This is a genomic window from Streptomyces sp. NPDC033177 (genome assembly GCF_055577715.1).
In genome coordinates this window covers 48,287-66,195 of the sequence record NZ_JBVIPS010000008.1, presented here as the reverse complement: position 1 = coordinate 66,195, position 17,909 = coordinate 48,287, and the positions used below count along the sequence as shown (strand labels likewise).

General features: G+C 69.8%; 17 protein-coding genes and 3 tRNA genes. 9 read left to right on the top strand and 11 right to left on the bottom strand.

Annotated features, from left to right (window positions below; genetic code table 11):
* Positions 1-59: 59 nt before the first annotated feature.
* Complete coding sequence (locus tag ACZ5U5_RS26595) at positions 60-1,553, top strand: N,N-dimethylformamidase beta subunit family domain-containing protein (RefSeq protein WP_469026257.1); 1,494 nt, start codon at positions 60-62, stop codon at positions 1,551-1,553.
* An 84-nt stretch (positions 1,554-1,637) separates the two neighbouring features.
* Positions 1,638-2,534 (top strand): phosphoribosylaminoimidazolesuccinocarboxamide synthase, encoded by an 897-nt coding sequence (locus ACZ5U5_RS26590; protein WP_469026254.1) that lies wholly within the window; start codon positions 1,638-1,640, stop codon positions 2,532-2,534.
* Positions 2,535-2,622: 88 nt separating this feature from the next.
* Here ACZ5U5_RS26590 and ACZ5U5_RS26585 read toward each other — a convergent pair.
* The 8 genes from ACZ5U5_RS26585 to ACZ5U5_RS26550 form a co-directional block, all read right to left on the bottom strand.
* Positions 2,623-2,698: transfer RNA gene (locus tag ACZ5U5_RS26585), tRNA-Gly, on the bottom strand.
* Between the two features lie 23 nt (positions 2,699-2,721).
* Complete coding sequence (locus tag ACZ5U5_RS26580; RefSeq protein ID WP_160505955.1) at positions 2,722-3,330, bottom strand: response regulator transcription factor; 609 nt, start codon at positions 3,328-3,330, stop codon at positions 2,722-2,724.
* On the bottom strand, positions 3,327-4,604 hold the full coding sequence (locus ACZ5U5_RS26575) for a sensor histidine kinase (RefSeq protein ID WP_469026252.1): 1,278 nt from the start codon (positions 4,602-4,604) through the stop codon (positions 3,327-3,329). Before ACZ5U5_RS26575 ends, ACZ5U5_RS26580 begins: the two co-directional genes overlap by 4 nt.
* Before the next feature lie 14 nt (positions 4,605-4,618).
* Entirely contained in the window at positions 4,619-5,413 is a 795-nt protein-coding gene (locus ACZ5U5_RS26570; protein WP_469026250.1) for an ABC transporter permease, read from the bottom strand.
* Positions 5,410-6,363 (bottom strand): ABC transporter ATP-binding protein, encoded by a 954-nt coding sequence (locus ACZ5U5_RS26565; RefSeq protein ID WP_469026247.1) that lies wholly within the window; start codon positions 6,361-6,363, stop codon positions 5,410-5,412. Before ACZ5U5_RS26565 ends, ACZ5U5_RS26570 begins: the two co-directional genes overlap by 4 nt.
* A gap of 143 nt (positions 6,364-6,506) precedes the next feature.
* Positions 6,507-6,582, bottom strand: a tRNA-Gly gene (locus ACZ5U5_RS26560).
* A gap of 79 nt (positions 6,583-6,661) precedes the next feature.
* A tRNA-Gly gene (locus tag ACZ5U5_RS26555) sits at positions 6,662-6,733 on the bottom strand.
* A 166-nt stretch (positions 6,734-6,899) separates the two neighbouring features.
* A complete protein-coding gene (locus ACZ5U5_RS26550) occupies positions 6,900-7,217 on the bottom strand; it encodes an Lsr2 dimerization domain-containing protein (protein ID WP_160505952.1) in 318 nt (105 codons plus the stop codon).
* A gap of 345 nt (positions 7,218-7,562) precedes the next feature.
* On the opposite strand from ACZ5U5_RS26550, the gene purS reads away from it, so the two are divergent.
* From purS to ACZ5U5_RS26520, 6 genes are all read left to right on the top strand, one after another.
* Entirely contained in the window at positions 7,563-7,814 is a 252-nt protein-coding gene (purS, locus tag ACZ5U5_RS26545; RefSeq protein ID WP_135332092.1) for a phosphoribosylformylglycinamidine synthase subunit PurS, read from the top strand.
* On the top strand, positions 7,811-8,491 hold the full coding sequence (purQ, locus tag ACZ5U5_RS26540) for a phosphoribosylformylglycinamidine synthase subunit PurQ (protein ID WP_367043567.1): 681 nt from the start codon (positions 7,811-7,813) through the stop codon (positions 8,489-8,491). Before purS ends, purQ begins: the two co-directional genes overlap by 4 nt.
* The gene (gene purL / locus ACZ5U5_RS26535; RefSeq protein ID WP_469026244.1) at positions 8,488-10,752 is read left to right on the top strand and encodes a phosphoribosylformylglycinamidine synthase subunit PurL; all 2,265 of its coding nucleotides are present in this window, start codon (positions 8,488-8,490) and stop codon (positions 10,750-10,752) included. The genes purQ and purL overlap by 4 nt, the downstream gene beginning before the upstream one ends.
* A gap of 107 nt (positions 10,753-10,859) precedes the next feature.
* A complete protein-coding gene (locus ACZ5U5_RS26530; protein ID WP_469026242.1) occupies positions 10,860-11,498 on the top strand; it encodes a TetR/AcrR family transcriptional regulator in 639 nt (212 codons plus the stop codon).
* A 9-nt stretch (positions 11,499-11,507) separates the two neighbouring features.
* Positions 11,508-12,302, top strand: coding sequence for a maleylpyruvate isomerase family mycothiol-dependent enzyme (locus tag ACZ5U5_RS26525; protein ID WP_469026239.1), 795 nt, complete (start codon positions 11,508-11,510; stop codon positions 12,300-12,302).
* A gap of 56 nt (positions 12,303-12,358) precedes the next feature.
* Positions 12,359-13,171, top strand: coding sequence for an META domain-containing protein (locus tag ACZ5U5_RS26520; RefSeq protein WP_469026237.1), 813 nt, complete (start codon positions 12,359-12,361; stop codon positions 13,169-13,171).
* Here the strand turns inward: ACZ5U5_RS26520 and ACZ5U5_RS26515 are convergent.
* The 3 genes from ACZ5U5_RS26515 to ACZ5U5_RS26505 all read right to left on the bottom strand — a co-directional run bounded on the left by ACZ5U5_RS26515 (position 13,137) and on the right by ACZ5U5_RS26505 (position 16,177).
* Entirely contained in the window at positions 13,137-14,477 is a 1,341-nt protein-coding gene (locus ACZ5U5_RS26515) for a metallopeptidase domain-containing protein (protein ID WP_469026234.1), read from the bottom strand. The genes ACZ5U5_RS26520 and ACZ5U5_RS26515 overlap by 35 nt on opposite strands.
* A 157-nt stretch (positions 14,478-14,634) precedes the next feature.
* Complete coding sequence (locus ACZ5U5_RS26510; protein WP_469026231.1) at positions 14,635-16,035, bottom strand: sulfatase family protein; 1,401 nt, start codon at positions 16,033-16,035, stop codon at positions 14,635-14,637.
* 40 nt (positions 16,036-16,075) lie between these two features.
* Positions 16,076-16,177, bottom strand: coding sequence for a putative leader peptide (locus ACZ5U5_RS26505; protein WP_469026228.1), 102 nt, complete (start codon positions 16,175-16,177; stop codon positions 16,076-16,078).
* 174 nt (positions 16,178-16,351) lie between these two features.
* On the opposite strand from ACZ5U5_RS26505, the gene purF reads away from it, so the two are divergent.
* The gene (purF, locus tag ACZ5U5_RS26500) at positions 16,352-17,878 is read left to right on the top strand and encodes an amidophosphoribosyltransferase (protein WP_469026226.1); all 1,527 of its coding nucleotides are present in this window, start codon (positions 16,352-16,354) and stop codon (positions 17,876-17,878) included.
* Positions 17,879-17,909: the final 31 nt, after the last annotated feature.

The following is a 17,909-nucleotide window of genomic DNA, read 5'->3' as shown; positions in this document are numbered from 1 at the left end:
AGCGCTCCGCACCGCGGTGCGGAGCGATCTCGGGGGAGCAGCGAGGGAGGGGTACACACATGGGGTCGGAGCAGATCCGCAGGTGGGAATCGGGCGCGCTGGCGCACGCCGTGACCGACCCCTTCGGCCAAGGGCCCCTGCCCTGGCTCCGAGGCGCCGAGCACTACTTCGACGACACGGGCCAGGTCGTCCCCTGGTACATCGACCACGCCCCGTCCCCAGGCGCGCAGAACATCCCCGCGCCCCGCCACCGCACCAGTACGAACGGGCCGCGTACCGCCGACGACGTGCACGGTCAGATCAAGGGATTCGCCTCCACCGGCGCCGCGGCCCCCGGCGGCGCAATCGACTTCCACGTCACGGTGGACCCGCCCCAGCAGTTCTTCGTCGACATCTACCGCATCGGGCACTACGGCGGGGACGGAGCCTCGAAGATCACCACGAGCCCGCGCCTCTCCGGCATCGTCCAGCCGCCCCCGCTCGCCGCCGACCGCACGGTCTCCTGCCACCACTGGTGGCTCTCCTGGCGTCTGCAGATCCCGAGTTACTGGAGCGTCGGCGCGTATGTGGCGGTCCTCACCACGGTCGGCGGCTACCGCTCACACGTCCCGTTCACGGTCCGTGACGACCACCGCGCCGATCTGCTCCTGCTCCTGCCGGACATCACCTGGCAGGCGTACAACCTCTACCCCGAAGACGGCCGCACGGGCGCGAGCCTCTACCACGCGTGGGACGAGAAGGGGCGCCTGCTCGGCGAGAGCGAGGCCGCCCACACCGTCTCCTTCGACCGTCCGTACGCGGGCGCGGGCCTGCCCCTGCACGTGGGCCACGCCTACGACTTCATCCGCTGGGCCGAGCGGTACGGCTACGACCTCGCGTACGCCGACACCCGCGACCTGCACGCGGGCCGCATCGATCCGACCCGGTACCGCGGCCTGGTCTTCCCGGGCCACGACGAGTACTGGTCGGCGAACATGCGCCGCGCCACGGAACAGGCCCGCGAGCACGGCACGTCCCTCGTCTTCCTCTCCGCCAACACCATGTACTGGCAGGTGGAGTTGAGCCCCTCCCCGTCCGGCGTGGAAGACCGCCTGCTGACCTGCCGCAAGCGCCACGGCCCCGGCAGACCGGCCCTCTGGCGGGAGCAGGACAAGGCCGAACAACAGCTCCTGGGCATCCAGTACGCGGGCCGGGTCCCCGAACCCGCCCCCCTCGTCGTGCGCAACGCCGACCACTGGCTGTGGGATGCGACGGGCGCGCACGAGGGGGACGAGATCGAGGGCCTGGTCGCGGGCGAGGCCGACCGCTATTTCCCGCGCACCGCGCTGCCGGAGCATCAAGGCCGCATCCTCCTCGCCCACTCGCCGTACGAGGACTCCGAGGGCGCCATGCGCCACCAGGAGTCGTCCCTCTACCGCGCCCCCTCCGGCGCCCTGGTCTTCGCATCGGGCACCTTCGCCTGGTCCCCTGCGCTCGACCGTCCCGGCCATGTGGACACGCGTGTCCAGCGCGCCACCGCCAACCTCCTGGACCGCATCTGCAAACGGGACTGACGCTCGTCGGCATCCCCCTGGCCGCGAGCCCTCTCCCCATGCGGGAGAATCAGCAGCATTCAGTCATAACCACGGGGAGGAACCGTGTCCGGATTCGTAGAAAAGCCCGAGCCGCTTCAGGTGCCGGGCCTGGTGCATGTGCACACGGGCAAGGTGCGCGACCTGTACCGGAACGAGGCGGGCGACCTCGTGATGGTCGCGAGCGACCGCATGTCCGCCTACGACTGGGTGCTGCCCACGGAGATCCCTGACAAGGGCAGGGTCCTCACGCAGCTCTCCCTGTGGTGGTTCGACCAGCTCGCCGACCTCGTGCCGAACCACGTCATCTCCACCGACGTCCCGCCCGGCGCCCCCGCCGACTGGGAGGGCCGCACCACGGTCTGCAAGTCCCTGGCGATGGTCCCGGTCGAGTGCGTCGCCCGCGGCTACCTCACGGGCTCGGGCCTGGTCGAGTACAACGAAACGCGCACCGTCTGCGGCCTCGCGCTGCCGGACGGCCTGAGCGACGGCTCGGAACTGCCCGCACCGATCTTCACGCCCGCCACGAAGGCGGAGGTCGGCGAGCACGACGAGAACGTGAGCTACGAGGAAGTCGCTCGCCAGGTCGGCGCCGAGACGGCGGCCCAGCTCCGCCAGGCGACCCTCGCGGTCTACGGCCGGGCCCGTGACATCGCCCGCGACCGCGGCGTGATCCTCGCCGACACGAAGTTCGAGTTCGGCTTCGAGGGTGAGGACCTCGTCATCGCCGACGAGGTCCTCACCCCGGACTCGTCCCGCTTCTGGCCCGCGGACAGCTGGCAGCCGGGCCGCGCCCAGCCGTCGTTCGACAAGCAGTTCGTCCGCGACTGGCTCACCTCGCCGGCCTCCGGCTGGGACCGCAAGAGCGAGCAGCCGCCGCCCCCGCTCCCGCAGGACGTGGTGGACGCCACGCGCGCCAAGTACATCGAGGCGTACGAGCGTCTGACGGGCATGTCCTGGTAGCCGTACACCGGCCGCACCCCGCGGAACACGAAGAAACGGAACACGAAGAAACCCCCGGAGCCGAGAGGCACCGGGGGTTTCTTCTCTGTGGAGCGGACGACCAGGTTCGAACTGGCGACCTCAACCTTGGCAAGGTTGCGCTCTACCAACTGAGCTACGTCCGCGCTGCGCCGTAGCGCGAGGCCAACTATACCCAACCTCGCTCGCGTGCGAGACGCACCGCGGCATGACGATTCTCGGCCCCGATCTTGGTGGCGGCCGAGGAGAGGTAGTTGCGGACCGTCCCCTGCGACAGCGCGGCCCGCTCGGCGATCTCCGCGACGGGCGCCCCGTCGGCGGCGAGTTCGAGCACCTCGGCCTCGCGGACGGTCAGCGGTGAGTCCCCGGCGGAGATCGCGTCGGCGGCCAACTCCGGGTCCACATAGCGATTACCGGCATGAACGGTACGGATGATCTCCGCGAGGCGCTGCGCGCTCACCGTCTTCGGCACGAAGCCCCGTACGCCCACCGCGAGCGCCCGCTTGAGATGCCCCGGTCTGCCATGGCTCGTCACGATCATGGTGCGGCAGTGCGGCAGTTCGTCCCGCAGCGATGTGGCCACACTCACACCGTCCGCGCCCGGCATCTCCAGGTCGAGCACGGCCACGTCGGGCCGGTGGGCGAGGGCCATGGCGAGCGCCTCGGGCCCCGACGCGGCCTCGGCGACCACGACGAGATCGTCCTCGAGGGCGAGGAGCGCGGCGAGGGCGCCGCGGATGAGGTGCTCGTCATCGGCGAGCAGCACACGCAGGCTCATGGCGAGGCCCTTTCGATTTCCTGTCGGCTGACCTGCGGGGGTTCGTCCTGCCGGGAGCGGTCCAGCGGCACCTGTGCGGCGAGGCGGAAGCGTCCGTCGCCGGAGGCGAGGTCCAGCGTCCCGCCCACCGCGGCGAGCCGCTCCCGTAGCCCGGCGAGACCGGAGCCCTTCCTGCCTTCGGGGGCGGCCTCGGGCACCCCGTCGTTCTCGACGACCAGCGACGTACGTTCATCGCTGATCGTCAGGGTGATGTCACACCGCTGCGCGTCCCCGTGCCGCAGCACATTGGTGGTCGCCTCGCGCACGACCCATCCCAGCGCCGACTGCACCGACACCGGCAGCCCCGCGGACGACCCGCTCACCCGGCAGTCGATGCCGGCCGCCTCAAGTACCCCTTGCGCACCCGCGAGTTCGACCGCGAGGTCGGCCTCCCGGTACCCCCGCACCACTTCCCGTACCTCCCGCTGGGACTCCTGCGCGATCCGCTGCACCTCGACCATCTGGTCGACCGCCTCGGGCCGCCCCCGCTTGGCCAGCTGCACGGCAAGCTCGCTCTTCAGCGCGATGACGGCGAGGTTGCGCCCCATGACGTCGTGCAGGTCACGCCCGAACCGCAGCCGCTCCTCGGCCACCGCGAGCCGTGCCTCGACCTCGCGGGCCCGGTCGGCCTCCCACATCACGGAGAGCGTCCAGGCGCCGCAGCGCGAGGACAGCAGGGCGACCAGCGTGCCGAAGGCGATCACCAGAGCCGTGGCCACGAGCCGCCCGCCGTGGACGCCGACCGCGGCGAACCCGGCCACTGTGGCGGCGTCGATCACGGCGAACCGGATGAAGAAGGTTCGTATCGGCACGGAGAAGGCCAGCGACTGTCCGTAGGGCATCACCACGAACATCGTGCCGAGGGTGAGCACCTCGGCCTTGACCCCGTCCGCAGCCTGCAGGGCGAGCATGAGGCCCAGCGTCAGAACCAGGAGTGCGAGCGCCACGACCAGGTCGCGGCGCGGTGGCTCCGCGCGCTGCAAGAAGTGATCGAGGGAGCGGCGCAGCGTGCGGTTGACGTGGACGCACTGCAGGACGGCCACCACGGTCAGCGCGCAGCCGAGGACCAGCGGGAGGGGCTCGTGCCGCAGGGCCACACCCAGCGGCACCGAGCACCAGCTGAAGAAGAAGAGCCACGGCATGGCGTGCCACATGGCCATGCTCTGGAACTCGACCTTCTCGATCTTGCTCCGCTCATGCCAGCCGCGCTTCAGCCCCCTGATTCGGCCGACCACGTCTTGCCCCTTCCTCAGCGCCGGGGTTCCCAGCGGAACCACCGTCGTACAGCAAACACCGAGACCACGGTCCAGGCCACAGCGGTGGCGAGCGCGCCCAGGGTGTCGGCCCCGGAGAGTTCCCCGGTCCAGCCGCCGCGCACCAGGGTGATCACCGGCGAGAGCGGAAGCAGCTCACAGACCGAGGCGAGCTTGTCGGGCATGACCTCGAAGGGGATGAAGAGGCCCGAGCCGAACATCGAGCCGAATGCCAGCGGCATGGCCATGACCTGTGCGGACTCCACGGACCTGCTGAGACTGGCCGTCACCGCGCCGAGGGCGCCGAACATCACCAGGCCGAGCAGTACTCCGAGAACGGCGAGGTGCGGCGCGCTCGGCGCCCCCGCGTCGAGCAGGACGACACAGCCGACCGCGAGGACCACGGTCTGGATCACACCGATGGCGACCGAGGGCAGCGCCGCCCCGGCAAGGATCTCCGGGTCCCGCAGCTCACCGGTGCGCAGCCGCTTGAGCACCAGTTCCTCGCGGCGCGCGGCGTAGACAGCGGTCAGCGTGGAGTAGACGGCGAAGAGCAGGGAGAAACCGATGGCGCCGGGCACCACCACGGACCCGACCGAGAGCCCGGTGCCCTTGAGGTCCATGCCGTCCGCGACCTGGCTCAGGCTGAACGGCATCACGAGCGGCACGAACAGCGCCGCGACCAACGTCCCCTTGCTGCGTCCGAGCAGCGTCAGTTCGGCCCGGGCGAGGGCGGCCATCCGCCGGGCGGGGGTCGTCACCGCCTGCGGGGTCAGTGTCAGCGCGCTCATGCCACCTTCTCCTTCTCCGCGACACCGGCCGCACTCTCGGCATCCCGCGCGATGCGCAGGAACGCCTCCTCCAGCGACGCGGCCCGTACGTCGAGCCTGCCGAGCTCGACATTCGCGTCCCGCGCCCACAGCAGCAGCCCCGTGGCCGCCCGCTGCAACTCGTGCGTACGGAGCCTGACCCGCCCGCCGACGATCTCGTGCTCGCTCACCCCGAGCTCGCCGAGCGGCGGCAGATCCCCGACGAAGTACCCGGTGGGCAGTTCGAAGGAGACGTGCGAGGGCTGCTCGGCCACCACGTCGGCGACCCGGCCCGCGGCCGCGATCCGCCCCTCGTGCAGGATCGCGAGCCGTTCGGCGAGGTTCTCGGCCTCTTCGAGGTAGTGCGTGGTGAGCAGCACGGTCGTGCCGCCGTCGCGCAGGGCGCGCACCAACTCCCAGGTCTCGCGGCGGCCTTCGGCGTCGAGCCCGGTGGTGGGTTCGTCGAGGAAGAGCACCTCGGGCCGCCCGATGAGAGCCGTCGCCAGGTCGAGCCGTCGCTTCTCGCCGCCGGAGAGCATCTTCACGCGTACGCCGGCCCGCTTGCCGAGGCCCACCATGTCCAGGGCTTCGGCGGTGGGGCGCGCGCCGCTGGTGCACGCCGCCCACATCCGTACGGTCTCCGCGACCGTCAGCTCGGAGGGGAAGCCGCCCTCCTGGAGCATCACACCGATGCGATGGCGCACGGCGCCCCGCTCGGCGTACGGATCGTGCCCGAGCACCCGCACCCGCCCCCCGGCGGGTGGGGCGAGCCCTTCGAGGAGTTCGACGGTGGAGGTCTTGCCTGCGCCGTTGGTCCCGAGCAGCGCGAAGAGCTCGCCGCGGCCCACGGAGAACGAGACTCCCCGGACCGCCTCGAAACCGCCCCCGTACACGCGCCGCAGATCGGTCACGTCGATCACTTGGTCAGTCATGAGTAGAGCGTCCCCCGGCCACGGGCGTCGGAGCAGTGCGCGCTGTCACCTGCTCGCATGACAAATGTCAGACGCGGGGGCACGGGCTCAAGGAGGTCGCACACGAAGAAGGCCCCGGTCGCGATGACCGGGGCCTTCTTCTCTGGAGCGAACGACGAGGTTCGAACTCGCGACCTCAACCTTGGCAAGGTTGCGCTCTACCAACTGAGCTACGTTCGCATTGCCTCCGACCAGCTCTCACTGATCGGCGCGAGCACCAGCCTACCGCACTCGAAAGAGTGCTCGGTGAGCGATGCAGAGCGGGTGACAGGAATTGCACACTGCGCCTTCCCCCTGGAAGGGGGATGTTCTACTACTGAACTACACCCGCAAGACTCCGTGAGGTTCGGGCCTTTCGGCCTTGCCCCTCGGCGTGCTCCAGACTTTAGCCGACCGGCGGGGGTGCAGGTCAAGTCGGTTGCCGAGGGGCCCTCCTGGCAGGCCATCGGCCGAGGTCGGCGGGGGTGGGTCCAGGTGGGGCGGGGCGGGCCGGAACGTCAGTTGGCCGCCTCGAAGGCCTCGTAGACCTTCTTCGGGATGCGGCCGCGCGGCGGCACGTCCATCTGGTGCGAGCGGGCCCAGGCGCGGACGGCGGCGGGGTTCGCCGCCACTGTCGTGTGCTTGAAGGCCTTGCCGGACTTCGACTGCTTGCGGGCCGCGTCCAGGTACGGGGCAAGTACCTTGCGCAGTTTCTTGGCATTGGTTTGATTGAGGTCGATCTCGTACGACTTGCCGTCAAGACCGAAGGCGATCGTCTCCGCCGCTTCCCCGCCGTCGATGTCGTCAAAGAGAGTGACTACGACACGCTGCGCCACGAATATCGGTCCCTTCGTGCGGCTCCGCCGACGTTGACGTGCGGCGATGCCGGCTGTCCGGCTGTTATGGGCACTGTTATGCGCAAAGGATCGGCCAATGCCTTTTCCTTTGTACAGTGCCCGGCATTGCATTGTGAAGCCCGACTAAATCCGCCCGCGTGTCCGGGTGCAATGGCGATGCGTGATCTTTTCCAGGATTTTTCGCGAAGGTGCCCCGTTCGATACGTGAGTATGAGCAGGAACGTGACCGTCCTCACGTAGGTTTCTACGAATCTACGCGAGTAGAATTTTTGTACGGGTAGTCTGAAGGGACCGCTCAGCCAGCACCACACACCGGGAGTGCCAGTGGCACGCGTCGTAGTCGACGTCATGCTCAAGCCGGAGATCCTCGACCCCCAGGGCCAGGCGGTGCAGCGTGCACTGCCGCGGCTGGGATTCAAGGGGATCGCCGACGTACGTCAGGGAAAGCGCTTCGAACTCGAGGTGGACGGGCCCGTCGATGACGCGGCCCTCGCCCGTATCCACGAGATGGCGGAAACCTTCCTCGCCAACACCGTGATCGAGGACTTCTTCGTAAAGGTGGAGGAAGAGAAGTGACTGCTCGAATCGGAGTCGTCACTTTCCCCGGAACGCTCGACGACCGCGACACCCAGCGCGCCGTCCGCGTCGCCGGCGCCGAAGCAGTGCCGCTCTGGCACCGGGACAAGGACCTGAAGCAGGTCGACGCCGTGGTGCTCCCCGGCGGATTCTCGTACGGCGACTATCTCCGGGCCGGGGCCATTTCGCGGTTTTCGCCCGTGATGGAGTCGGTCATCGCGCAGGCGAAGGCGGGCATGCCGGTTCTCGGTATCTGCAACGGCTTCCAGGTGCTCACCGAGTCGCACCTGCTGCCGGGCGCGATGCTGCGGAACAACCACCTGCACTTCATCTGCCGCGAGCAGAAGCTGCGCGTGGAGTCGGACCGGACCGCCTGGACCGCCGACTACACGGCCGGCCAGGAGATCCGGATCCCGCTCAAGAACATCGACGGCCAGTACACGGCCGACGAGCGGACCCTGGACATGCTGGAGGCCGAGGGCCGCGTCGCCTTCCGCTATCTGGACGGCAACCCCAACGGCTCGCTCCGTGACATCGCCGGCATCACGAACGAGGCGGGCAACGTCGTCGGCCTCATGCCGCACCCCGAGCACGCCGTGGAGCCGCTGGTCGGGACCGGCCGCACCGACGGCCTCGGATTCTTCACCTCGATCCTGAAGAAGCTGGTCAACGCATGACTCTGGACACCGTCAAGCACGCAGCCGAGACTCCCGACGTCAAGCTGCCCTGGGCCGAACTGGGCCTGAAGGAAGACGAGTACGCGCGCGTACGCGAGATCCTGGGCCGCCGTCCCACCGGCGCCGAACTCGCCATGTACTCCGTCATGTGGTCCGAGCACTGCTCGTACAAGAGCAGCAAGGTCCACCTGCGCCAGTTCGGCGAGAAGGCCCCCGAGGCTGATACACCGGGTGGGGGCGCCATGCTCGTCGGGATCGGCGAGAACGCCGGTGTCGTCGACGTCGGCAACGGCTACGCGGTCACCTTCAAGGTCGAGTCGCACAACCACCCCTCGTACGTCGAGCCCTACCAGGGCGCGGCCACCGGTGTCGGCGGCATCGTCCGCGACATCATCGCGATGGGCGCACGGCCGGTCGCGGTCGTGGACCCGCTGCGGATGGGCGCCGCCGACCACCCCGACACGAAGCGTGTCCTGCCGGGTGTCGTCGCGGGCATCGGCGGCTACGGCAACTGCCTGGGCCTGCCGAACATCGGCGGCGAGCTCGTCTTCGACGCCTGCTACCAGGGCAACCCGCTGGTCAACGCCGGTGCCATCGGCGTGATGCGGCACGAGGACATCCACCTCGCGAAGGCGAGTGGTCCCGGCAACAAGGTCATCCTCTACGGGGCCCGCACGGGCGGCGACGGCATCGGCGGCGCCTCGATCCTGGCGAGTGAGACCTTCGACGACACGAAGCCGTCGAAGCGTCCGGCGGTCCAGGTCGGCGACCCCTTCCAGGAGAAGCTCCTCATCGAGTGCACCCTGGAGGCCTTCGCCGAGAAGCTGGTCGTGGGTATTCAGGACCTCGGTGCCGCCGGTCTCTCCTGCGCGACCTCCGAGCTCGCGTCCAACGGCTCCGGCGGCATGCGCGTCGAGCTGGACGACGTACCCCTTCGCGACTCCACGCTCACTCCCGAGGAGATCCTCATGAGTGAGTCGCAGGAGCGCATGTGCGCGGTCGTCGAGCCCGAGAAGGTCGAGCGTTTCCTCGCGATCTGCGAGAAGTGGGACGTCATCGCCACCGTCGTCGGTGAGGTGACGGACGGCGACCGCCTGGAGATCTTCTGGCACGGCGAGAAGATCGTCGACCTCGACCCGCGCACCGTCGCCCACGACGGCCCGGTCTACGAGCGCCCCTACGCACGGCCGAAGTGGCAGGACGCCCTCCAGGCCGATGACGCCAACAAGCTGGCGCGTCCGGCGAGTTCGAAGGAACTGCGCGAGCAGGTCCTCGCGGTCGTCGCGTCGCCGAACCAGGCGTCCAAGGCGTGGGTGACGGATCAGTACGACCGTTTCGTGCAGGGCAACACGGTGCTCGCACAGCCCGAGGACTCCGGCATGGTCCGCATCGACGAGGAGACCGGCCTCGGTGTCGCCCTCGCCAATGACGGCAACGGCCGCTACTCCAAGCTCGACCCGTACGCCGGCGCGCAGCTCGCCCTGTCGGAGGCGTACCGCAACGTCGCCGCGACCGGTGCCAAGCCGCTCGCCGTCTCGGACTGCCTGAACTTCGGTTCGCCCGAGGACCCGGACGTGATGTGGCAGTTCGCCGAGACCACCCGTGGCCTCGCCGACGCCTGCCAGATCCTGGGCACCCCGGTGACCGGCGGCAACGTCTCGCTCTACAACCAGACGGGCGAGGCGGCGATCCACCCGACGCCGGTCGTCTCCGTACTCGGTGTGATCGACGACGTGGCGCGGCGCACGCCGATCGCCTTCGCCGAAGAGGGCCAGCTCCTCTACCTGCTCGGTGACACCACCGAGGAGTTCGGCGGCTCGGCCTGGTCGCAGGTCGTCCACGACCACCTCGGCGGCCTGCCCCCGAAGGTGGACCTGGAGCGCGAGCGGCTGCTCGCCGACATCCTCATCTCGGGCTCGCGCGACGGCATGATCGACGCGGCGCACGACCTCTCGGACGGTGGCCTCGCGCAGGCAGTCGCCGAATCCTGCCTCCGCGGCGGGAAGGGCGCGCGCCTGGTCGTCCCGGACGGCCTGGACGCGTTCACCCTGCTGTTCAGCGAGTCGGCGGGGCGCGCGGTCGTGTCCGTTCCCCGCTCCGAGGAGCTGCGCTTCACCGACATGTGCGGGGCGCGGGGCCTGCCCGCGACGCGCATCGGTGTGGTCGACGGCGACGCGGTGGAACTCCAGGGCGAGTTCACGCTCACGCTGGCCGAGATCCGCGAGGCGCACGAGGGGACCCTGCCGGGGCTCTTCGCCTGATCCGCCTCTGATCCACCTTCGAAGCCCCCGTCCGGGCCTGCTGATCCGGGCGGGGGCTTCGTCACGCTCGCGGGTCGCGCGGAGGCCGCCCCGGTACCGTGACCTGCATGACTGAGGAGCTGGGGCTGCGCGCGCGCAAGAAGAAGCAGACCGCGTCGCGGATCTGGCGGGTCGCCGTGGACCTCTGCTCCGAGCGGGGCTTCGACCATGTCTCCGTGGCGGAGATCGCCGAGGCCGCCGACGTGTCGAAGATGACCGTCTTCAACTACTTCGGCACCAAGGAAGGCGCGATCGTCAGCCCCATGGAGGAGCACGTCGGCGACCCGGCCCGCGCGGTGCGCGAGCGGCGGCCAGGGGAGTCCGCGGTCGCCGCGATGCGCGGTCAGTTCCTGGGGCAGATCGCCGGACGCGACCCGTCGATCGGCCTCAGCGGCGACCCGCGCGCCCTCAAGGTGCGCCAGCTCATCAGCGAGACCCCGACCCTCGCGCACCGCATGGTGATCTTCCACATGCGCAGCGTCCAGCTCCTCGCGGACGCCCTCGCCGAGGAGACGGACGACCTGCTCCTCGCGCGCGTGGCCGCCGCCCAGCTGATCGGCGCCCGGAACGCACTCATCGTCGAGAACCACGAGCGCACCCTCGCCGGTGACCCCCTCGACGAGATCGCCAAGGGCTGCGCCGAGTCCGCCGAGCGCGTCTTCGGCCAGGTGGAAAAGGGTCTCCGGGGCTACCCCGGGAAGAATTAGGCTCGGCCCATGCCACCGGCCAAGAAGCGCACGCGTATCTACGACGCCGCCAAGATCCGCACCGCCGTCCTCGCCCAGTTCGGGAACGTACGGGAAGCGGTCGGCACCCTGGAGCCCGAGCAGCTCGCCCTGCCGACCCGGCTCGGCAGCTGGACCGTCCGCGAACTCGCCGCCCACCTCACGATGGCACTCGGCGGCGCCACCCGCTTCCTCGCCATGCCGGAGCCCCCGGCGCGCGAAGTGGCCCTGCTCGACTGGCCGTTCGCGACCGCTTCGGCCGCCGCGCAGGTCGACGAGGCATCGCGGGCCTTCGCCGCGCAGGAGGATCTGACCGATCTGTACGCGCGCACCCTCGCCGGCTTCGAGGATGCGCTGCCCGAGGTCACGGCGGGCCGGCTCATGCCGACGCGGTTCGGCGCGATGACCCTCGACGACTTCCTGGTCACCCGTACCGTCGAACTCGTCGTCCACACCGACGACCTGAACGACGCGGTGCCGGGCCTGGACGTTCCGTACGACCGTCAGGCCCTGGCAGCCTGCACCCGGCTGCTCGCCGACGCCCTCGCGGTGAAGGCCCCCGGCGGTGCCGTCGAGGTCAGGGTCCCGCCGTTCGCCGTGGTCCAGTGCGTCCAAGGGCCCCGGCACACCCGCGGAACCCCGCCGAACGTCGTCGAGACCGACCCGCTCACCTGGATCCGCCTCGCGACCGGGCGTACGGACTGGAAGACCGCTCTCGACGCGGCGAAGGTCGGGGCGAGCGGGGAGCGGGCGGATCTGGCGGATTTGCTGCCGGTCATGAGCTGATCCGCCGTTCGGGGACCCAGGGGAACCAGAACCCCCACTTGTTCCGTCACACCGGCATGCAGAAGCAACGACTGACTCCGACCGTCATGGCCCTGGCCGCCGCGGGCATGCTCACCGCGTGCGGCACCGAGACCGGCTCAGGCAGCGGGTCCGTCGGGTCTCAGCCGAGGCTCTCCGGCGTGCACTGGAGCGTCGAGAGTGTCACGGTGGACGGCAAGAAACAGCAGGCCCCGGGCGACGCGTACGTCAAGATCGGCGACAAGGGCAAGGCCGAGGGCAACTACGGCTGCAACGGATTCACCGCGGACGTGAAGGCGGACGGCGACACCGTCGGCTTCGCCAACGCCATCTCGACCAAGAGGGCCTGCGAGAAGCAGGACTTCGAGAACGCTTTCAAGGGCGCCCTCGCCAAGGGGGAGCTGAAGGCCGCCGTCGACGGCGAGAAGCTGACGCTCACCACCGACAAGGGAGACCGCGTGGCCCTCACCTCGAAGCCGGAAGCGGACACCCCGCTCACGGGCACGAAGTGGAACGTGAACGCGATCGGCGACGGCAAGGTCTCGGCGTCCCTGCCGAAGGAAGTGGCAGGCAAGGCCCATCTGACCTTCGGCAAGGACGGCACGGTCCGCGGCAACCTCGGCTGCAACAGCGTGACCGCCAAGGCCGAGGTGAAGGACGGGCAGATCACGCTCGGCGCTCCCCGGACCACCCGGATGATGTGCCAGGGAGCCGCCGGGGAGACCGAGAAGAAGCTCCTCAAGCTGTTCGGCGGCAAGGTGAGCTACGAGCTGACCCACGGCGGGCTCTCCCTCACCGCCACAGACGGCACGGTCGTCAGCGCGAACGCCGCCGACCCGAAGGAGAAGTGACGGCGACGCGGCGGGCGCGGGACTTCAGCAGGAACGCGCCGCCGAGGGCGAGCATGAGGCCGCCGCCGAGGGAGTAGGCGAGCGTGGTGTCCGCGTCGCCGCCGGTCTCCGCGAGTTCGGTGGAATCACCGGCGGGGCGGGCCGCGTTGGGGGTTTCCGCCTGGTCACCAGCGGGGGCCGCAGCGGGGGTCTCCGCAGGTCCGTCCTCCACGGGCCGGGTGGTGGCAGCAGCCTCCTTCGGTGCGGCCACGCCGTCCAGGCTGACCCGCACCGTCGCCGCCTCGGCCCCCGCCTTCACGACCCTGACCTCGACCTTCCGTGCCGTGTCCGTCAGCGTCTCGCCCGCCTTGAGCGCGTCCGCGTCGGCCGGGGCGCCGCTGTCGGAGCCGTCGGTGTCCGGCGTCGGGTCGATGAGCGCGGACTTCGCGTAGTCCTTGGCCGGGACCCGGTAGGCGTGCACGCCCTGGATGCCGCCGTCTACGGTGCCGGACTCGTGCCGCAGCTCCACGACGAGACGGTCGTCGCCCAGCGGAATGTCGAGCGCGCGTACCCCGCCGCCGCTCCCGTACAGCGGACGCAGGTCGTACGTGCCGGACTTGCCGACCTTCGCGACCTCGCCGCCCGTCAGCCACTTGTTGTGCAGGAGCTCGGGAGAGGTGAGCCCGGCCTCCCAACCGCCGCCGCCCATCGGGGTCTTGTGGCTGGTGCCGTCCTCCTCGCAGCCCTCGCCGAGATCGCCCTCGGGGCAGCGAAGGCGCATGTGGTGGCTGTAGCCGAAGTTGTGGCCGAACTCGTGGACCAGGGCCGTCATCGACATCTTGCCGTCGGCGCCGATCGGCATCCAGGTGGTGCCGCCGCCGACGGTCCCGAGGGCGAGCCAGTCGCAGCCGGCCTTCTCCGAGGGGAAGACGAGCGACAGGTGGTCGTAGCTCTCCTCGGGTACGCCCTTCGCGGCGAGGGCCTTGCGGGTCAGGTCATTGATCTTGCCGGTGTCGCAGCCGGTGGCCGCGAGGTCGATGTCGACGGGCCCGGTGATGCCGTCGCCCTCGGCGGCCCTGAAGGTGGTCGCGCCTCCGGTGACCTCGTTGTAGTACGAGGTGAGGGAGCCTTCGGCGCCGAAGTAGTTGTCCTTCAGGGCGGTCTGGAGCTTCCCCGCGTCCGGGATCCGGCTGTCGGTGAAGTTCACCATGGCGACCTGGACGCGCCGCTCAGGTGCGTCGGCGGCGGGCGCGGGCGCCGCCGCGGCGGCGGTCAGGGCGGCGGCCACGGCGGCCGGTATGAGGCAGAGGCGCGGGGACGGTTTCATGGGGACCTTCCGAGTGGGGGTGCGCGCGGGCCGAAGATCAACTCGGGTGCGTGCCAGGCACGCTAGCGATCACTCGGGCCCCCGCGAACCCCCGGGAAGACTTCTTGAGCCGCGCTTAAGGCTCAGTTCAGCCAGCGGCTCGTCCCGGACAGCGGTGTCAGGCGGCCGGGTACGGCAGCAGCCCCTTGTCCGTCTTCTCCCAGGCCGCCTTCAACTCGGCAAGCAGCCGCGGCTCGCGTGCCGCCAGGTCTGCCTGCTCGCGCTGATCCGCCGCGAGGTCGAAGAGCTGGTCCTCGCCGCCCTTGCCCCGGTAGTACTTCCAGTCCCCACGCCGCAGGGCCCGCTCCCCGCGCACGCGCCAGAACAGCTCCCGCTCCGCGAGCTCCTCGCCCTTCAGGAGGTAGGGCGCGAGGCTGGTCCCGTCCAGCGGGTACGCCCGGTCAGGCCTGGCCCCGCCGATCTCCAGGAGCGTGGCCGTCCAGTCCGGGGTGAACACCGGCTCGTGGCTGACCTGCCCGCCGTCGAGCCGCGCCGGCCAGCGCACGATGGTCGGCACCCGGATGCCGCCCTCCTGCAGCGAGGCCTTGTTGCCCGACAGGGGCCAGTTGTACGAGAAGCGCTCGCCGCCGTTGTCGGAGGCGAAGAAGACCAGGGTGTCCCGCTCCTGGCCGGACTTCTTCAGGGCCTTCAGGACCTCGCCGACCGACCGGTCCAGGTCCTGCACCATCTCCGTGTACTTCTCGACGGACCCGCCGTCCTGATGCCAGAGCGCACCCTTCTCGCCCGCCTTGATCCTCCGTACGATCTCGGCGCTCGTCCCGGTGTCGCCGTCGGCTATCCACGGCCAGTGCGGGGTGGTGAAGTTCAGATTGAGCAGCCAGGGCTTGTCGCCGTGGTCCCGCCGGATGTACTCGCTCGCGCGCTCGGTAAGGATGCGCGTGTAATAACGCAGGTCCTTGTACTCGGCGTCGCCTTCGTAGAGGTCGTACTCACCGCCGAGTCCCAGCTTCGAGTAGTACTCCAGGGCCCCGCCGAAGTTCCCGAAGAACTCGTCCCAGCCCGATCTGGTCGGCGAGTAGTCCGGCAGGTAGCCCGCGTGCCACTTGCCGATGAGCGCGGTCGCGTACCCGGCGTCCCGCAGCAGCGACGCCAGCGTGGGATGCGTCGGCTCCAGGCCCACGGACTTGTCCGCGATCGGCTCCGCGAGTCCGCCCTCCGTACGGCCGGGGAAGCGCCCGGTGTAGAGGCTGAAGCGGGTCGGCGAGCAGGTCGCGGACCCGGCGTAGGCATCGGTGAACCGCACGCCCTGGCGTGCGAGGCGGTCCAGGTTCGGGGTCTTGATGTGCGGCGACCCGTAGGAGGAGAGGTCGGCCCAGCCCAGGTCGTCGCCCAGGATGAACAGGATGTTCGGCCGCCGGCCGCTCGGGCGCGGGGCGGCACGGAAGGGCCGTTCCCGGGCCTCAGCGGCGGCGGGCAGCCCCACCGCGGCGGCGGCACCGGCTCCCACCGCGCCGGTGAAGGCACGTCGGGACAGAGGGGACTTTTCGTACGAGGGCATGGCTGCGCTCCTGAACAGGCACGGACGACGGAGGGTGAGTTCAGACAGCGCTGCGACAGATCGCGCTCGCGACACGGACCAGGTCGACGTGGCGGCGCTCCACAAGGGTGACCGACGGGTCATCGAGGGGCTGCGGGGGCATGGACCAGGAGCTTCACGGGCTCCGGCCACCCCCGTCAACGCTCCGGCTCATCTGTTCACACGGGCTTCGTACTCCCCGTACGCACAGGGGGTGAGCCGGGGCCGCAATCACGCTCCGTACAGGCTCCGTATCCCCAATTCGGACCAGTGGTCGATCTCGCCTACACTCGATGTTGTGCCACGTGGTGACGGTCGACTCAATCATGATCTGCTCCCCGGTGAGAAAGGCCCCCAGGACGCTTGCGGCGTCTTCGGTGTCTGGGCTCCGGGTGAAGAGGTCGCCAAGCTCACTTACTTCGGGCTGTACGCCCTCCAGCATCGAGGCCAGGAGTCCGCGGGAATCGCGGTCAGCAACGGCTCCCAGATCCTTGTCTTCAAGGACATGGGGCTCGTTTCCCAGGTCTTTGACGAAACCTCTCTCAGCTCGCTCCAGGGTCATATCGCGGTCGGTCACGCCCGCTACTCGACCACCGGGGCCTCCGTATGGGAGAACGCCCAGCCGACGTTCCGTGCCACCGCGCACGGCTCCATCGCGCTCGGGCACAACGGCAACCTCGTCAACACGGCCCAGCTCGCCGAGCTCGTGGCCGCCCTGCCCAAGGAGAACGGCCGCGCGACCCAGGTCGCGGCGACCAACGACACCGACCTGGTGACGGCTCTCCTCGCGGGCCAGGTGGACGACGACGGCAAGCCGATGACCATCGAGGAAGCCGCCACCAAGGTCCTTCCGGACGTGCAGGGCGCCTTCTCCCTCGTCTTCATGAACGAGCACACGCTGTACGCGGCCCGTGACCCGCAGGGCATCCGTCCGCTGGTCCTCGGCCGCCTGGAGCGCGGCTGGGTCGTGGCGTCGGAGTCCGCGGCGCTCGACATCTGCGGCGCCAGCTTCGTCCGCGAGGTCGAGCCCGGCGAGTTCATCGCGATCGACGAGAACGGCCTGCGAACGTCCCGATTCGCGGAAGCGAAGCCCAAGGGCTGTGTCTTCGAGTACGTCTACCTGGCGCGCCCCGACACCGACATCGCCGGCCGGAACGTCTACCTCTCGCGTGTCGAGATGGGCCGGAAACTCGCCGAAGAAGCTCCCGTCGACGCCGACCTCGTCATAGCGACCCCGGAGTCCGGGACACCCGCCGCGGTCGGTTACGCGGAAGCCTCCGGCATCCCCTTCGGCGTCGGCCTCGTCAAGAACGCCTACGTCGGCCGGACCTTCATCCAGCCCTCGCAGACGATCCGCCAGCTCGGCATCCGTCTCAAGCTGAACCCCCTCAAGGAAGTCATCAAGGGCAAGCGCCTGGTCGTCGTCGACGACTCGATCGTGCGCGGCAACACCCAGCGCGCCCTGGTCAAGATGCTCCGCGAGGCCGGCGCCGCCGAGATCCACATCCGGATCTCCTCGCCGCCCGTGAAGTGGCCCTGCTTCTTCGGCATCGACTTCGCGACCCGCGCCGAGCTCATCGCCAACGGCATGACGATCGACGAGATCGCCAAGTCCATGGGCGCCGACTCGCTCTCGTACATCTCCATCGACGGCATGATCGAGGCCACGACCATCGACAAGCCGAACCTGTGCCGCGCCTGCTTCGACGGCGTGTACCCGATGGACCTCCCCGACCCCGAGCTGCTCGGCAAGCAGCTCCTGGAGACGGAGCTGGCCGCCGGTCCGGCGTCCACGGCAGCGGCCGACGCGATCCGTCGCCCGTAAGCCACCCGTAGTAACGACACGAAAGCTCTCA

Bases quoted from the DNA above. Each gene is read 5' to 3' on its own strand.
- ACZ5U5_RS26570 (WP_469026250.1), bottom strand. From the start codon at position 5,413: ATGAGCGCGCTGACACTGACCCCGCAGGCGGTGACGACCCCCGCCCGG.
- ACZ5U5_RS26520 (WP_469026237.1), top strand. From the start codon at position 12,359: ATGCAGAAGCAACGACTGACTCCGACCGTCATGGCCCTGGCCGCCGCG.
- ACZ5U5_RS26510 (WP_469026231.1), bottom strand. From the start codon at position 16,035: ATGCCCTCGTACGAAAAGTCCCCTCTGTCCCGACGTGCCTTCACCGGC.
- ACZ5U5_RS26530 (WP_469026242.1), top strand. From the start codon at position 10,860: ATGACTGAGGAGCTGGGGCTGCGCGCGCGCAAGAAGAAGCAGACCGCG.
- ACZ5U5_RS26525 (WP_469026239.1), top strand. From the start codon at position 11,508: ATGCCACCGGCCAAGAAGCGCACGCGTATCTACGACGCCGCCAAGATC.
- ACZ5U5_RS26505 (WP_469026228.1), bottom strand. From the start codon at position 16,177: ATGCCCCCGCAGCCCCTCGATGACCCGTCGGTCACCCTTGTGGAGCGC.
- ACZ5U5_RS26595 (WP_469026257.1), top strand. From the start codon at position 60: ATGGGGTCGGAGCAGATCCGCAGGTGGGAATCGGGCGCGCTGGCGCAC.
- purL (WP_469026244.1), top strand. From the start codon at position 8,488: ATGACTCTGGACACCGTCAAGCACGCAGCCGAGACTCCCGACGTCAAG.
- ACZ5U5_RS26515 (WP_469026234.1), bottom strand. From the start codon at position 14,477: ATGAAACCGTCCCCGCGCCTCTGCCTCATACCGGCCGCCGTGGCCGCC.
- ACZ5U5_RS26565 (WP_469026247.1), bottom strand. From the start codon at position 6,363: ATGACTGACCAAGTGATCGACGTGACCGATCTGCGGCGCGTGTACGGG.
- ACZ5U5_RS26580 (WP_160505955.1), bottom strand. From the start codon at position 3,330: ATGAGCCTGCGTGTGCTGCTCGCCGATGACGAGCACCTCATCCGCGGC.